General features: G+C 40.9%; 12 protein-coding genes. 2 read left to right on the forward strand and 10 right to left on the reverse strand.

Annotated elements, in window-relative coordinates; genetic code table 11:
• Nucleotides 1–4: 4 nt before the first annotated feature.
• The 5 genes from C9E88_RS12095 to sdhC form a co-directional block, all read right to left on the reverse strand.
• On the reverse strand, nt 5–2827 hold the full coding sequence (locus C9E88_RS12095) for a 2-oxoglutarate dehydrogenase E1 component (protein WP_106985739.1): 2823 nt from the start codon (nt 2825–2827) through the stop codon (nt 5–7).
• Between the two features lie 825 nt (nt 2828–3652).
• Nucleotides 3653–4363 carry a succinate dehydrogenase iron-sulfur subunit gene (locus C9E88_RS12100; RefSeq protein WP_106985724.1) on the reverse strand — a complete coding sequence of 237 codons (711 nt, stop codon included), beginning with the start codon at nt 4361–4363 and terminating at the stop codon, nt 3653–3655.
• Nucleotides 4364–4377: 14 nt separating this feature from the next.
• The gene (gene sdhA, locus C9E88_RS12105; protein ID WP_106985725.1) at nt 4378–6276 is read right to left on the reverse strand and encodes a succinate dehydrogenase flavoprotein subunit; all 1899 of its coding nucleotides are present in this window, start codon (nt 6274–6276) and stop codon (nt 4378–4380) included.
• Nucleotides 6277–6288: 12 nt separating this feature from the next.
• Nucleotides 6289–6654, reverse strand: a complete 366-nt coding sequence (sdhD, locus tag C9E88_RS12110) for a succinate dehydrogenase, hydrophobic membrane anchor protein (RefSeq protein WP_106985726.1) — start codon at nt 6652–6654, stop codon at nt 6289–6291.
• Entirely contained in the window at nt 6654–7052 is a 399-nt protein-coding gene (sdhC, locus tag C9E88_RS12115; RefSeq protein WP_130125670.1) for a succinate dehydrogenase, cytochrome b556 subunit, read from the reverse strand. Before sdhC ends, sdhD begins: the two co-directional genes overlap by 1 nt.
• A 1029-nt stretch (nt 7053–8081) precedes the next feature.
• Between sdhC and gltA the strand changes: the two genes are divergently transcribed.
• Nucleotides 8082–9359, forward strand: a complete 1278-nt coding sequence (gene gltA / locus C9E88_RS12120; protein ID WP_106985728.1) for a citrate synthase — start codon at nt 8082–8084, stop codon at nt 9357–9359.
• Between the two features lie 317 nt (nt 9360–9676).
• Here the strand turns inward: gltA and C9E88_RS12125 are convergent, their stop codons facing one another.
• The 5 genes from C9E88_RS12125 to C9E88_RS12145 form a co-directional block, all read right to left on the reverse strand.
• Nucleotides 9677–11263: a flavin-containing monooxygenase gene (locus C9E88_RS12125; protein WP_106985729.1), complete on the reverse strand. Its 1587-nt coding sequence runs from the start codon at nt 11261–11263 to the stop codon at nt 9677–9679.
• A 13-nt stretch (nt 11264–11276) separates the two neighbouring features.
• Nucleotides 11277–12122, reverse strand: coding sequence for an SDR family NAD(P)-dependent oxidoreductase (locus C9E88_RS12130; protein WP_106985730.1), 846 nt, complete (start codon nt 12120–12122; stop codon nt 11277–11279).
• Nucleotides 12123–12148: 26 nt separating this feature from the next.
• The gene (locus C9E88_RS12135) at nt 12149–13105 is read right to left on the reverse strand and encodes a metal-dependent hydrolase (protein WP_106985731.1); all 957 of its coding nucleotides are present in this window, start codon (nt 13103–13105) and stop codon (nt 12149–12151) included.
• A 219-nt stretch (nt 13106–13324) separates the two neighbouring features.
• Complete coding sequence (locus C9E88_RS12140; protein ID WP_106985732.1) at nt 13325–14794, reverse strand: VWA domain-containing protein; 1470 nt, start codon at nt 14792–14794, stop codon at nt 13325–13327.
• Complete coding sequence (locus tag C9E88_RS12145) at nt 14782–16284, reverse strand: AAA family ATPase (protein ID WP_106985733.1); 1503 nt, start codon at nt 16282–16284, stop codon at nt 14782–14784. Before C9E88_RS12145 ends, C9E88_RS12140 begins: the two co-directional genes overlap by 13 nt.
• Before the next feature lie 133 nt (nt 16285–16417).
• Here C9E88_RS12145 and C9E88_RS12150 point away from each other — a divergent pair, with 133 nt between their 5' ends.
• Complete coding sequence (locus tag C9E88_RS12150) at nt 16418–16906, forward strand: hypothetical protein (protein WP_106985734.1); 489 nt, start codon at nt 16418–16420, stop codon at nt 16904–16906.
• Nucleotides 16907–17226: the final 320 nt, after the last annotated feature.

Below are 17226 nucleotides of genomic sequence, written 5' to 3' on the forward strand. Positions count from 1 at the left end.
CCTGTTATTCAGCTACGATCGCTAAAGCATCATTTACGAGCTGAGCTTGTTGTTTTGCATGCAAATATGGTGAACCACATGCCGGTGCAGCTGAAGCTTCACGGCCTGCGTAACTAATTTGAAGTTGTTTGCCAGACTTCATTACACCTTCGTATAGACGTGGTGCAATGAACAACCAAGCACCTTGGTTTTTCGGTTCTTCTTGAGCCCAAACCAATTCAGTAGCGTTTGGATATTGTGCAAGAACCTCAGCAAGACGCGCTTCTGGGTACGGATACAATTGTTCGATACGAACGATTGCTGTGTTGTTCAATTCTTTTTCACGACGTTTTTCAAGTAAGTCGTAGTAAACCTTACCACCACAAAGTACGAGACGAGTTACGTCTGACTTGTTGATGTTGTCGATTTCGTCGATCACAGTTTGGAATGTACCATTTGCAAGCTCTTCTAATGTAGATGTTGCAAGTTTGTGACGAAGAAGAGACTTCGGTGAAGTCACGATCATTGGTTTACGGATTGGACGAAGTGCTTGACGACGCATCGCATGGTAAATCTGCGCTGGTGTAGTCGGTGTGATCACTTGCATGTTTTCTTCAGCACATAGCTGTAAGAAACGCTCTAAACGAGCTGATGAATGCTCAGGACCTTGACCTTCAAAGCCGTGTGGAAGAAGCATAGTCAGACCGCAAACGCGTTCCCACTTCGTTTCGCCAGACGCGATGAACTGATCGATTACAACTTGTGCACAGTTTGCGAAGTCACCAAATTGCGCTTCCCAAATTACAAGGCTCTTCGGAAGAGTCGTTGCATAACCGTATTCGAATGCAAGAACCGCCATTTCTGACAATAATGAGTCATAAATTGCAGTACGTGGTTGGTTTTCTTTCAAGTTACATAATGGAATGTAAGTTGAACCATCTACTTGGTTATGAAGTTTTGCATGACGGTGTGAGAATGTACCACGGCCAACGTCTTCACCTGTTAAACGAACAAGGAAGCCTTCATCTAGAATAGATGCATAAGCTAAAGTTTCAGCTGCACCCCAGTTCAATGGCATTTCACCAGTCTGCATTTTCAGACGGTCGTCAATTACTTTAGCAACCTGACGTTGCATCACGAAGCCTTCAGGAAGCTCGCGCATTTTCGCACCAAGCTCTTTTAGACGTTCGATTGGGAAAGTGGTATCCCATTTGTCTGTATATTCATGGCCTAGGTAAGGTTTCCAGTCCACAAACATTTTTGTATTTGGCTCAAGTACCAACGCATTTGCAACGTGTTTACCTGCTTCAAGGTCAGAACGATACTGTTCAACCATTGCATCAGCAGAAGCACGATCAAGAACGCCTTCTTGTACAAGTTTGTCAGCATAAAGCGTACGAGTAGTCGCTTTTTTATTGATGATTTGATACATCATTGGCTGAGTTGCAGCTGGCTCGTCGGCTTCGTTATGACCACGACGACGGTAGCAGAACATGTCGATTACGACGTCTTTACGGAATGTATGACGGAAATCGTGTGCCAATTGAGAAACAAACAATACAGCTTCAGGATCATCACCGTTCACATGGAAGATCGGTGCTTGGATCATTTTCGCGATGTCAGTACAGTATTCTGTAGAACGTGCATCACGTGGATCAGACGTTGTGAAACCAACTTGGTTGTTCACGACGATATGAACTGTACCACCCACTGTGTAACCACGAGTTTGTGACATTTGGAAGGTTTCTTGGTTTACACCTTGACCTGCAAATGCAGCATCACCGTGAACGATGATTGGTAATACATCATCACCACCGATATCTTTACGACGTACTTGACGTGCGCGTACAGAACCTTCAACTACAGGTCCAACGATTTCTAAATGTGATGGGTTAAACGCTAGTGCCAAGTGAACTTCGCCACCCGGAGTCATAACGTTTGAAGAGAAACCTTGGTGGTATTTAACGTCACCAGAGCCTTTTTTATGAAGTGCTTTACCTTCGAACTCACCAAATAGGTCAGCTGGGTTTTTACCCATGATGTTTACAAGAAGGTTTAAACGGCCACGGTGAGGCATACCGATAACCACTTCTTTACAACCTACAGAACCTGCACGTTGAATCAAAGAGTCAACCATAGGGATGAATGATTCACCACCCTCTACACCAAAACGCTTCGCACCAACGAACTTGTTACCTAGGTATTTTTCAAGGCCTTCAGCAGCTGTTAAGCGTTCAAGTACATGCTTTTTCTGTTCAGCGCTAAAGCCAAATTGACCTTTAGCACCTTCAAGGCGTTGTTGAATCCAACGTTTTTCTTTGGTATCAACAATGTGCATGTATTCAGCACCAATTGAAGCAGCATAAGTTGCTTCCATCGCTTGAACCATTTCACCTAGAGTTGCTTCAGTTTTACCAATCGCAAGATTACCCGTGTTGAACGGTGTATCAATATCTGATTGAGTTAAACCATGTGCAGCAAGGTCTAGATCAGGCACGATTTCGCGCTTAGCCAAACCAAGTGGATCTAATTTTGCTTTTTGATGACCGCGGTTACGGTATGCAGCGATGAGTTGTAATACACCAATTTGACGGCGTTCGTGATCAGTGCTTACTGCGCTTTGAACGACAGGTTGAACACGACTTGAATTACGTCCTAATAATAGGAATTGCTCACGTACATTGCTGTGCGGTTGATCACCTTTAGGGAATTTATCGAAGTATTCGCGCCAGTCAGCTTCCACTGAGTCTGGAGCCGTTAAATACTGCTCATAAAGTTCTTCAATATACGCTGCACTGTCAGCGGAAAGTTCAGTGTCAAGACGCAGTGCGTCAGCAACTTCTTGCATTTGTGGACCCATTTCCTATTGCAAAAACATTTCAGGATGCTTTTTAAGCGAACCCATGATTAATAATGTCTTATTGGTAAAAAGACATTAGTCCCCATTAGGCTTAAGCCATGAGGCGTTATCACTACATTAGGATTTCCCAATGTGATTAACGAACAATAACACCCCTCAGCGGCATCATCACTCATTGTAATACCCAGCAAAACCGGGCAATTTTTTGCAAATCGTCTTAGATAAAATAAATTCGACTATTTACTTTGTCTAAACCGACTTCAAAACATGTCATCTGACATTTATATACTGCTTTAATGCTTTAAAATGTAGAAAAAATGTACCAATTTCATTCACATTTTTCGCATATAGTCGTATGTTAAATGCTAACACGTAACCTGTTTTCAATTGATTTTTTTGACACATACCTCCCATAAATTGGCTAAATACAGTTCAATATTTTCCAGCTAAGATATGGTGCTTTAAGTTCAAAAATCTTGCAATCGATACTAAAGTCTTAACAAATAGTGCCAAATAAAACAAAAGAGTGTTCAATATTTCTACCGACACCCTCTTATGCGTTATATGATAACATTTTCCATTCACATTTACATGCCCAGCTGAGCAACCCGTCATTTATTAACCACAATAATTTTGCAAATTTCATCAATTTTTGCTGACATCTAGCAACTCAATACTGTAGCGTTATATTTTAAAGCTATTTTAAACATCGCTATTTTGCATAAGTTTTCATGACATTCCCATGACATAAATGATCAGCATAAAAAAAACGCACCCAAAGGTGCGTTTTTTTTGACTTACGTCAGTACCGCATTAGCCAGCCATATCTAAAAGCATGTTACGGATGTGACCGATTGCTTTAGTAGGGTTCAAGCCTTTAGGACATACTGACACACAGTTCATGATACCTTTACAACGGAAAAGCGAGAATGGGTCGTCAAGACGCTCCAAACGCTCTTGTGTAGATGTATCACGTGAGTCAATGATGAAACGGTATGCATTTAACAATGCTGAAGGACCCAAGAACTTGTCTGGGTTCCACCAGAATGATGGGCATGAAGTTGAACAACATGCACAAAGAATACATTCATACAAACCATCTAAGTGTTCACGATCTTCAGGAGACTGCAAACGCTCTTTAGGAGGCGCAGGCTGATTGTTGATTAGGAACGGATGGATTTTGTTGTACTGATCGTAGAACTGATTCATATCTACAACCAAGTCTTTCACTACTGGAAGACCTGGTAATGGACGAATCGTAATCACGTCTGGCAAGTCGTTTAGGTTCCAAAGACACGCTAAACCATTTTTACCATTGATGTTTACACCATCAGAACCACAAATACCTTCACGGCATGAACGACGGAACGTTAAAGATTCGTCTTGCACTTTTAATGCTAGAAGCGCATCAAGCAACATACGGTGCTTGTCTGTCAACTCTAGTTTAAAAGTTTGCATGTACGGAGCTGCATCCTTATCAGGATCGTAGCGGTAGATATTAAATGTACGAGTACCTCTACTCATCTTACTTCTCCCAATTAGAATGTACGTGGTTTAGGTGGAATAGCATCTACCGACAATGGACGGTAACGTACTGGTTTGTACTCTAGACGGTTATCTACAGAGAACCATAAAGTGTGTTTCATCCACTCATCATCACGACGGCCGTATGGGTAGTCAGCATGATCAGGTGGTAATTCGAAATCTACCACTGTATGCGCACCACGACATTCTTTACGTGCAGCTGCAGAAATTAATGTAGCTTTCGCAACTTCATACAAGTTTTCAACTTCTAGAGCTTCAACACGCGCTGTGTTAAATACTTTAGATTTGTCTTTCAAGTGAATGTTACGTACACGTGGTTCGATCGCAAGAATCTGTTTCACACCTTCTTCAAGAAGTGCAGATGTACGGAATACACCAGCGTGGTCTTGAACGATGTCACGGATTGCATCTGCAACTTCTTGAGCATTTTCACCAGAAGTAGATTCATCAAGATGACGAACACGATTCAAAGTGTTTTCAAGAACAGTTGTAGGTAATGGAGCGTATTCATCACCATGGTGTTTAGTTACATAGTCAACAATATGTTCACCAGCAGCTTTACCAAATACAACCAAGTCAAGCAATGAGTTTGTACCTAGACGGTTTGCACCGTGTACAGATACACATGAACATTCACCGATTGCATAGAAACCTTTCACTGGTTTAGTGAAATCACGGTCGCCCGCGTTGTGTGAGTACACATCAGTTTCTTTGTTGTAGTTCGCAACCAAAGCTTCAGTTTCACGAGCTACAGGAACAACTACTTGACCATGAATGTTTGTAGGAATACCACCCATTTGGTAATGGATTGTAGGTACTACAGGAATTGGCTCTTTAGTAATGTCAACGTTCGCGAATTTCTTACCAATCTCGAATACAGATGGAAGACGTTTCATGATTGTATCAGCACCAAGATGCGTCATATCAAGCAAGATGTAGTCTTTCTTAGGACCACAGCCACGACCTTCTTTAATTTCTTGGTCCATAGAACGTGATACGAAGTCACGAGGTGCCAAGTCTTTAAGTGTCGGAGCATAACGTTCCATGAACGGCTCACCAGCATCGTTACGAAGGATTGCACCTTCACCACGACAACCTTCTGTCAACAATACGCCTGCGCCCGCAACACCTGTTGGGTGGAATTGCCAGAATTCCATATCTTGTAATGGAATACCTGCACGAGCCGCCATACCAAGACCGTCACCAGTGTTGATATAAGCGTTAGTAGATGCACGGTAAACACGACCAGCACCACCAGTAGCGAACAATGTTGCTTTACCTTGGAATACTGCAATTTTACCAGTTTCTTGGTCAATTGCTGTAACACCAAGTACATCACCAGCTTCGTTACGAATAAGATCAAGCGCGATCCATTCTACGAAGAATTGAGTACCCATTTTCACGTTGCTTTGATAAAGCGTGTGAAGAAGCGCGTGACCTGTACGGTCGGCAGCTGCACATGCACGTGGAACTGGTTTTTCACCATAGTTCGCAGCATGGCCACCAAATGGACGTTGGTAAATTGTACCGTCAGCGTTACGGTCAAATGGCATACCAAGGTGTTCAAGCTCGTATACAACTTGAGGCGCTTCACGAGTCATGAACTCGATTGCGTCTTGGTCGCCTAACCAGTCAGAACCCTTAACAGTGTCGTAGAAGTGATAGTGCCAGTTATCTTCTTGCATGTTACCAAGAGATGCACCGATACCACCCTGCGCCGCTACAGTATGTGAACGAGTTGGGAATACTTTAGTCAATACAGCAACTTTCAAACCAGCTTGAGCAAGTTGGTAAGAAGCACGCATACCTGAACCACCACCACCAACGATGACTGCATCGAAAGTTTCGTGTGGAATATTTGTGTAATCTTCTTTAGGGGTTATAGCGCCCATGATTGTTTCCTATCAATTCGCCCAAAAAATCTGGATCGCCCAGATTGCGTATGCAAATACAGCAATAATAACTGCAGAAGTCAGCACTAAACGCAGACCATTTGCTGAAGGACCCATTTGACGAGTAGTCACATAGTCTGTGAATACTTGCCACATACCGATCCACGCATGCGCAACAAGAGATAAGACAGCCAATAAAGACATAATCTTCATTGGTAATGTCATCATAAAGCCGTACCACTGTTCAAATGTAAAACCACTGTTGCAAAGGATCCAACCAAAGACAACAACAGTATATACAGCCAGTACCACAGCACTTAAGCGTTGGACAAACCAATCACGAGAACCTGAACCCGAAAAACCTGAAGCACTTTTCATTAGAGTACGATCCATACAAATGCCGCAATAATACCGATTGCAGACAAGATTAATGCGATAGTAGCTGCTGTACGACCACTTTGTAGCTCTTCCGCTACGCCAACGTCAGCAAGCAAATGCTTAACACCAGCAATAAAGTGATAGATTAAACCGGCTACAAATACCCATACGATGAAGCGAACAATGAAACCATTAAAGATTTCTTGAACCGCTGCAAAGCCTTCTGGTGAAGACAATGATTTGTCTAATAACCAAAGCAGTACCGGTACAAGTAAAAATACGATAACACCTGAAAGACGGTGTAAAATTGATGCAATAGCCACAGGGGATTTTAAGTTTACTGATAAAACTTGACCCATGGACAAATTGACAGGTCTGTTGCTTTTCACAGCGGGCATCCTGTAAGTAAAAACTCCATCCGGAGTTTGTTGGAATTAATTCGAAGGAAAGCTGGCATTGTTCGGACTTATTTATATATTAAAGCTAGATAAATAAGACCTAAACTTTTAACGACACTGAATTATAAAACGTGAACTATCAAAATACAAACAATGCCATTTAGGAAATAATCAAAAAAATCCTTAAATAAGAATCATTAACAATTAATTTAAACATAAAAACAATGTAAAAAGATCAGATTTAAACACTATGTTATTGGTTTTCAAATATTAAATGTTATTTTCATTAATAGTTTTTGGCGTTGTAATAGTTGTTTTTTACTTTAGACTAAAGCACAAAAAAAGTTTATGTCTGTCCCCTCTTTATTTTAATCAAAAACATAAGTTTATCCAACACCATTATTTAGCAACTAAATACTTATTATTTATTTTCAAAAACATTTGTGAAATATCACGTGACTTAATAACAACTTAGTCTGTGAATAACTCTATGTTTTGCACAATTTTAACGCTAAAAACTGCCATTTAACTGGCAAAAAAATTAAAAATCGAATACTAAACACCCAATTTTATACTTTTAATAAGTCATTTTTTGAGCAAACAAACTTTTTTACAACTTCTATTTAGCGCTTTTAATTATGAGTAATAAAACGACACTTTCATGAATCACAAACCTGTAAGTTACGAGAATTATAATAATTTAAGTCATAATATGACTTGATTAATAAGAAACATTCAGAGTTTTTAGCAATTAAAATTTGTTTACAAATAAAGCAGCAACATCATTTAAGTCTGCAACTCTGCTCTAATTTGACTTATCATACTGCGTCGATGCTGTAATTGACTCATTTCAAGTTGGATAAAGAGATGACCAAACCTGTGTGAAGGTGGCACTTTTATCCATAAGTATAATTGACAAAATTTCAGTACTCACTAATCTTATAGCAAATTTTGATCCGTCTGATTCTCGCATTAAAATATTAGCATTAAGAGTCAGATAAACACTCACCGGGACAGGAGATCTATTGAATGTCTGAAGCAACTGGCAAGAAAGCTATTTTACAGCTTGATGGCAAAGAAATTGAATTACCAATTTACAGCGGCACATTGGGCCCAGATGTAATCGACGTTAAAGATGTATTGGCCGCAGGTCACTTTACTTTTGATCCTGGTTTTGTATCTACAGCTGCATGTGAATCTAAAATCACATTCATCGATGGCGGTAAAGGCGTTCTTTTACACCGTGGTTACCCAATCGCTCAGCTTGCAACTAAAGCAGACTACTTAGAAACTTGTTACCTTCTTTTGAATGGTGAGCTTCCAACAGCTGAACAAAAAGAAGTATTTGATGCTAAAGTTCGTAACCACACTATGGTTCACGACCAAGTTAGCCGTTTCTTCAATGGCTTCCGCCGTGATGCGCACCCTATGGCGATCATGTGTGGTGTTGTTGGCGCGCTTTCTGCGTTCTATCACAACGGCTTCGATGTTGAAAACATTGACCACCGTGAAATCACTGCAATCCGCTTAATCGCTAAAGTACCTACTTTGGCTGCTTGGACTTACAAATACACAGTAGGTCAACCATTCGTTTACCCACGTAACGATTTAAGCTATGCAGAAAACTTCTTGTACATGATGTTTGCTACTCCAGCAGATCGTGACTACAAAGTTGACCCTATTCTTGCGAAAGCAATGGACCGTATCTTCACGCTTCATGCTGACCACGAACAAAACGCTTCTACGTCTACAGTACGTTTAGCTGGTTCTACTGGTGCTAACCCGTACGCATGTATCGCTGCTGGTATCGCTGCACTTTGGGGCCCTGCTCACGGCGGCGCAAACGAAGCTGTTCTTAAGATGCTTGATGAAATCGGCACTGTAGAGAACGTTGCTCCGTTCATGGAAAAAGTGAAAACTAAAGAAGTTAAACTTATGGGCTTCGGTCACCGAGTTTACAAAAACTTCGATCCACGTGCGAAAGTAATGAAAGAGACTTGTGACGAAGTGTTAACTGCACTTGGTATCAACGATCCACAACTTGCTTTGGCTATGGAACTTGAACGTATTGCGCTTTCTGACGAATACTTCATCAAACGTAACCTTTACCCTAACGTAGACTTCTACTCAGGTATCATCCTTAAAGCGATTGGTATCCCAACAGAAATGTTTACTGTAATCTTCGCTCTTGCACGTACTGTTGGTTGGATCAGCCACTGGTTAGAAATGCACAGCGCACCTTACAAAATTGGTCGTCCACGTCAGCTTTACACTGGTGAAGTTGAACGCGACATCCAAGGTCGTTAATTCGCAAGAATTCTTCGATATAAAAAAACCGCCCTTTGTGGCGGTTTTTTTATATCTGAACAATTAAATCTGTATATTGCTTTTTAAGTCACTCCAATGATGTGCCTACGCGCTCATATCAGCGCAACCACAAACATTTTAAGATTCCCACGCACAATCCTCATTAGCTAGCTTAGGCAGGCGTTTAAGACGTTTTAAGTACTCGGCATATTCAAGCGGAATCAAAAAGAGCTAAATTCTATCGAAGCACCCATTCAAACGATAAATAAAAAAGCCTGAGATATACTCAGGCTTTTAATGAAATCTGTTTTTTAGCTTTAAGTAACATCATAACGCGATAAATCGAGCTTCTGTAGGCGTGTTTTTAACTCAGTTAAGGACCACGGCCATGCAGCAAAATTTCGGCCATTTTGATCTAAATAATAACTTGAGCATCCGCCTGCATTAAATACGGTTTTATGCAGATTGGCTTGTAACTTCACATTATGGTAACGCAATACATCTGGCTTAATTGAGATTTGATTTAAGCCCTGCTGTTTCATTTGAAGTAGCCCATCCACAATGTATTGAATCTGTGCTTCTGCAATACCAATAAATGAATCGTAAACCAAAATATTTGGCCCTAGCACCAAAAATGCATTCGGTACTTTTTCAATGCTCGCCCCCAAATACGCCTCAGGAGAACTGTCTTTCCAACGATCCGACAGTCGAATACCGTCCGTATCCCAAACTCGCTGACCAATAGGCGGATGAGCCACTTCAAAGCCCGTACCCAGTAAGATTACATCCACTTCAAAGCGCTCACCGTTGGCTGCAATGACGGTATTTCCGTCTATTTCAACTAAACCATGCGGCACCAATTTAACATTGTCTTGTTGCAATGCAGGATAATAGTTATTGGCAAATAAAAGTCGCTTACAGCCAATCGAGAAATTGGGGGTTACGGCTTCTCTGAGTGTGTCATCTTTAATTTGCAATTTTAACAATTGGCGACTGAGGTAATTCGCAGGCTCTAAAAAATTAGGATGACGTAAACCAAAGTTAATGCCATTTAAAATCTGCGCCACACTACCACGCCAGATTTGCTGAATGGCAGGGAATCGCTCGACCAATGCTTTGGTTTTATTGCCCAGTGGCATGTCTGCTTTTGGCAATACCCAAGGAGCTGTGCGCTGAAATACCACCAACGCTTTAGCCAAAGGCTGTACTTGTGGAATAAATTGGATTGCAGAAGCACCAGTGCCAATCACCGCAATACGCTTACCTTTTAGGTCATAATCATGATTCCAGCGCGCAGAATGAAACATTTCACCCTTAAAGCTTTCAATACCTTTAATTTTTGGTAAAGATGGCTCTGTAATCGGGCCAGTGCTAAAAATCACAGTTTTTGCTCGATATGCACCTTGTGAGGTTTCCAAATTCCACACATGCGCTTTTGCATCCCATTTTGCTTCCAGCAGTTCGTGCTTAAACTGAATTTTATCTTGTAGCTTAAATTTAGTTACCACGCCTTCTAAGTAGCTTAAAATTTCAGGTTGCTTGGCAAACAAATGACTCCATTGATGACTCGGTGCAAATGAAAACGAATACAGTGCTGAAGGTACATCACAGCCACAGCCTGGATAATTATTATCACGCCATGTTCCACCCACACGGTCTGCTTTTTCGAGCACAAGATAATTGTCATAGCCTGCTTGTTGCATTTTATGTGCAGCGGCAATTCCTGAAATTCCCGCGCCAATCACAATTGTGTCGTAAGTATGCAGTACTTTTTCAACTGCTTTTTTTGTAGCTTTAGCGCTATCAGTCTTCGCCACTGTCTTTGTTTTCACTTGTGTTGAATCGCCTTGCTCAGATACGGCCTGAGATTCATCTGCTAGATCTAATTGTGTTTCCATATTCATTTTATTCACTTTTTTATTTGGTCAAATTACTAAAAATGGGATAACCCAAACCTAAAAGCTTGACGTACAAACTTGGTGAAGCACGTTTTAACCACCAAAATAACTTCGCATCGGGTTGCGGAATGGTATACAGCTTGCCTGCATCCAATTGATTCAGTGTTTTCGCTGCAACCGCATCACTGGTGGTAAAAGCATGTTGCATCAATAATTTATCGGCCATACCCGAATAACGACTCGGTAAACGGCCATTTTTCATAATATTGGTTGGAACCAAGGTAGGACAAAGCACATTCACGCGAATATTAGATGCGTGTAACTCAGAAGCTAGGGTTTCAGACAATGCCAACACACTCGATTTGGTCACGTTATATGCAGTCATTTCGGGCGCTGCGGTATAACCTGCAGCAGATGCCACATTAATAATGGCACCAAAACCTTGTTGCTTAAACTTCGGCACAAAATAGTGGCAACCATGAATCACCCCCCATAAGTTGACATGCATACACCACTGCCAATCCTCTAGAGAAACCTCTTCAAACTTACCGCCCAAGCCCACGCCTGCATTGTTAATTAACAAACTTACAGGATGTCCAAGCAAAGCTTCAGCTTCTGATGCCAAAGCCTGCACCGACTCTTTATTTCCCACATCGCACTGTACGGCATAAGCTTGTTGACCGGTTTTGCTACGGATCTGCTCTACTGTTTCTTGCGCTGCCTCTAAGTTAATATCTGCACATACAATTTGACCACCGCGCTGTGCCAGCTCAAGTGCAAAACTACGTCCAATACCACTTCCTGCACCTGTTACAACTGCGTATGCTTGGTGACTTGGCTTTTTCTTTTGACTAAATAATCCCATCGATATGTCCTTATCTCAATCTGCACTTACACACGCAACGCTGGCGTAAATTCTTTGGTAAAATACGGCGTTAACACCCCTGTTTCTGGGTTTAATAAACGATCTTTGTAATATTCTAAAAACACCGAGGTATCGTGATCATTCGGGTGAAAGCTCGGACGCAAATAGTCAAAAATATGTCCAATACTGCTACCATAAACCCCGTCTTTTAAGCCAAAGATCAACTGGAAACTACGCGGTACATCTTTCCAATAACTCAGACTGATTAAGTTTGATGGCTTGCGGTAAAACGGCACAAAGAAAGCACCAACTGAGATTAAGCCGAGAATCGTGATCAGGGCTGGAAAAAAGCCTGCCACACGCAATGCATAATTGCTGGATAAAACCTGAAATACATCAAAGGCAATATCTTTATGCTCTGATTCTTCTAGCATGTGCCACATCCAAATGGCACGTTGCTTCTCATCACTCGATTTAAAAAATAGCTCTTCATGATTCATCATGTACTCAGCCAATACCGCTGTAAAATGCTCAATTGCAGCCATCAATGACAGCTTCATTGGTTGTGGTAAGCGTTCAAAACCATAAGCAAAGACATAATGTTCTAATTTACGAAAAATCGTCACAGGTAAGCCACGTTGTAAATAAGCTTCGTTCAGCTCTTCATGCATTTTTGAATGTATAGCTTCTTGACCAATGAGTGAGGTCACGCGTTGCTTGAGCACAGGGTCTTGAATGAAATCACGGTGAAATCGCGCGGTATCAATTACAAGGTCTTCACCGCGAGTCAAAAAAATTGATAATGAGGCAAAATAAGCGCTGGCCAATTCTGCATTCATATAAAATTTTTCATCGATTTTTTGAGGCTCAAAATCAAATTTCATGTGACGAATTGGCACAACATTCGATTGGCTATTTTCATCAAATATAGGAGTGGTAAATACCTTAGACAGTGCTTTTTTAATTGGGCTAATCATTTGCATAATGCTTACTCTTTTTTATTCGCATCCGATCTGCGAAATACGCCAATGTGGTGTACGCAATACACCAACCGATGTAAAAAAAGTAAGCCAACTGGCTATGCAATCCATTTGCAAAAATCGTCTTTAGATTGGCATTTTTTACCTATCTCGACGCATGTCTAACAATTTTTTCAATTATTTTTCTTTAAAAACCATTTTCTTATCAGTTCAGGTCACGCCCTATTTTAAAGGTATCTCTCGTACTGACTTGTTAGGAAGCTCAATCACCTTGCCAGTTGCCGACTGATAAATCCATTGATGATCAAATAAACCCTGATCTAAATGATCAAATCTAAAATTACCAATAGCCACAGCATAAAAGCCTGTACCTTGCTGTTTATGTTGTTCAATGCTTTGCATCAGCTCTACACCCAACTGACCCATAATAAAGTCTGAAATCACTACAATATCCGCTTGGCGGAAGGTGGGCTGTTCTAGCATATCTACTGCATGTTGCATGGCTGGAATAATGTCGGTGCCCCCGTGAAAAGATTGGCTTAAAAACTCAATCACATCATCAAGCGCCTGCCCTTTTTTTAACTGAATAGCCGTCAAATGGGTCGAGAAGTTAATTAAATACATGGGACGTTTTTCACGCAGTGCTTGTATAGATAAATACAAACACATCGCTTTCGAAATCAGTTCAGGCTGACCATGCATAGACCCACTGGTGTCTAGACAGACAATCATCGGACCTTTTTTACCCACGGGCTTTTGCTTCGGTTTTGCATCATGAAAAATTCGACTGGCTTGCTGTCCTTGCAAATGAAAACTACTGATATTGGATTCAAGATATTTTAAATCAAATAGAATCTGCAAATCAGGATCTGCCAACAAAGCCAGTTCATTCGGCAGTGCCCACGACAGCTCTCGACCTAATTGTATACCTGCAATTTCATCTGAAGCCTGCTGAACAACAGCACTATCAGGCTGGTTATGCCACTGTGTCGCAATACGCTTACGTGCAAAGTGTGTCGGCTGTGCTGAACCAATCAGCTTACACAAACGTTGCAAAGCAACATCACTGGCTAAGTATTCACTCCATTCTGCAAATTTTTCAACCGCTTGTGGGCTCAGTTTCCCACTGGAATAATCAATAAAAATACCCGTATCTGCACCTAAGCTATCTTGATGTTTCGACATTTTTTGTAAGGACAACAAAAAGTCCTGAATATCTTGTAAAAATGCATCACGCATCAGCGCCAATTGTTCAAATTCCCAATGTGCAATCGCCTCAGTTAACTTACGTTGCCACTTATCTTTCAATATTTGAAAATGCAGTTGCCTACGATTGTCATTCAGTGGTTCATCTGCATAGTGCCATGCATCTAAAAGCGGTGTGTCCTGCAAACGTTCCGTCATGGCCTGATACTGTTGTTGCATCTGCTTGAATTGCGTGGCACTCACTTCTGGCTGTGCCATCCAAAACTCAAACTGTTGTACTTCAGCCAAATAAGGATGTTGCGTGTCTAAATTATTTTTAGCCTGATAAGCCCATTCATGCACACGCTCATCTAACTTTTGTACCACTTTACGATCATCTAGCCAATGCTTAACACTCGATTGCCCAAGCTCACTATAGAGCTGATCCGTTAAACGCTGAATAGAAGCATGCGTTTGCCGTGCCGATGCTGTTTTTAGCGCTGGCATAACTGTTCCAAACGTACACAATCCTGTTGTTGGATTTGATACAGCGCTTCTCTTGCTTGCATGCCTTGAGCCAATTTTTCTGCCTGCGCAGGCAACACAAATATTGATTGCAAGGCTTGTTGCTCATGTGCAAAAGCCTGCGCTTGTTGCATAGCATCTTGTTGTAGTTTCGCTGTGAGCTGTTTAATCTGTGCTTTCAATTGCACCACTTGTGCATCATCTACCACATTGCGCAGACTGCCTTTTGGATATTTAATATAAGGCGTCACCACTTCTTCCAAACCATAGTAGCCACCCTTTAAGGTACAACGACGACCACCGTTATAATTGCACACAATACCGCGCACTTCTTCACCAGTAACATCTACAGCAAAAAAGTCTTTATTGGTGCCCATTTTATCCAGTGCCAAATACAAAGTTCGATCTTTATAATGTTCATCTAAATTCATCGTGACACGCAAATATTCAGTATCAGCTATGAGATAACTTTCATACACGTCGTCGGTATAGTAAAAGGCATTTAAAATGTCTTGTTCTAACTGTTCTTTTTCTACAATTAATTCATCTAATGCTGAGGCATGCTTTAGGCCAAACTCTAAAATTGATTCCTCGACAATTTGAGCAATAAGTTCAATTTCCTCGGGTTGAGTCCATAAACAATGCTGCAAGATAAACAAATCATTTAGCGCAACTTGACTGCGTTGGTCTAAAAAAGCAGCAGCCTTAACCAAATAAGCCACACGTTGCCAACGTCGATCGGACACATAAATATCAAGTTCATCCAGATTCAGCGCTAAACGTTGTTTAATTTCATCAAACACAGCTAAAACAGCATCAGGTAACTGCACTGCATAGATCTGTATACGCCACTCATCAAGCTCGTGCTTTTTAATCTTAAGTGCGCTGTCGACTTCAGGCTTTGCCATTACAGGCTTGGCTTGCAACAAGGCATGAAAATGATTGACCTGCTGTATGGGAGGCACTACCAAGCGTAAGATAAAACGATCATAAAGTGCATCAAGTCCCTGATCGCTTTCTGGTATTTCATTTGAAGCGCTCATAAGGACTTTTAGTGGTACGTGTTGAATCATGTCACCATTTTTAAAACTATGTTCGTTCACCAAAGTCAGTAAGGTATTCAAAATCGCAGGGCTGGCTTTCCAAATTTCATCTAAAAATGCAAATTCAGCACGCGGCAAATAATGCTCAGTTTTACGAATATATTGATCTTCTTTCAGCGCCTTAATTGACACAGGACCAAAAATTTCTTCAGGCGTGCTAAAGCGATTCATTAAATATTCAAAATATTCTGTAATTTCAAATGCGCTCGACACACGGCGCGAAATCAAGCTTTTAGCTGTACCGGGTGGACCATATAAAAAGGTATTTAAACCCGCCACACCTGCAAGCAAACTCAGGGCAATAATCTGTTCACGCTCATACATGTGCTCACTCATGGCAGAAATGAGAGTGTGAATACGTTTTTTCATAGTGCTTAAAACCTGAGTGAGACCGCACTATTGTAACTTTCATGTTCTAGAGATGAAACCTTCTGCGGTCTACACTTGAAAAGCCACACCACAGACTGCTATTAATAACCACAGTGTATTACTCGATTTAACTATGTTGCCTATACTGTCTGTGCTCCTGCCCTTTTTAAAACTCGATCAATTTAAGTGCCGACAGTTAACGCCAGCAGAAGTTCAACTGTGCCAAAGCGTATTTGGTGACTTAATTGATTACAGCCAAGTGCGCATCATGAATCAGTTGTTTGTCCCTTGGCAAAGCCCTTGGGTCGTGATGGCACCTTGTGGTGATATTCATGCACATAATCGGCATTATAAAGCTGACTATAGCCAAGCCAGCCTAGCGTACCAAGCACTGTTTATTCATGAAATGACGCATATTTATCAATACCAGCAAGGCATCAATGTTTTACTCCGCGGTGCCTTGTTGCAAACGGCTTATTTTCTCTCTGCACGAAAATACAATCCCTATGCTTACCGCTTTAAAGCCCACAAAGCCTTTGCTTGCTATAATATTGAACAACAAGGTGATATCGCGCGTGATATTTTCTTAAAGAAAATTCCAAATATTATTCTTCAACCATAATGAACGGTTTTATATCATTAATTTTATTTATAATAATGAAATATAAAGTGATTTAAAAAATATACTATTATTAGACCCCATAAATACACAAATACCCTCCGCATATTTAGCAAAAATTAACCTTTAAAATCTCCAAAAACTCACATTTTTAGGACAAGCTCCAAGCTTTGAGCTTGAAATGATATAAATAGCCCCTAGTATCTATGTTAAATTCAGCTAGAATAGCTGAGACTTAATTTATGCGTCGCCAGTAATTTTCAAGCACACATTTTATATGTCAATTTTCGCATTTAAGTTCGTTGTTTATTAATCCGCAAATA

The sequence above is a fragment of the Acinetobacter cumulans genome, assembly GCF_003024525.3.
Taxonomy (GTDB): domain Bacteria; phylum Pseudomonadota; class Gammaproteobacteria; order Pseudomonadales; family Moraxellaceae; genus Acinetobacter; species Acinetobacter cumulans.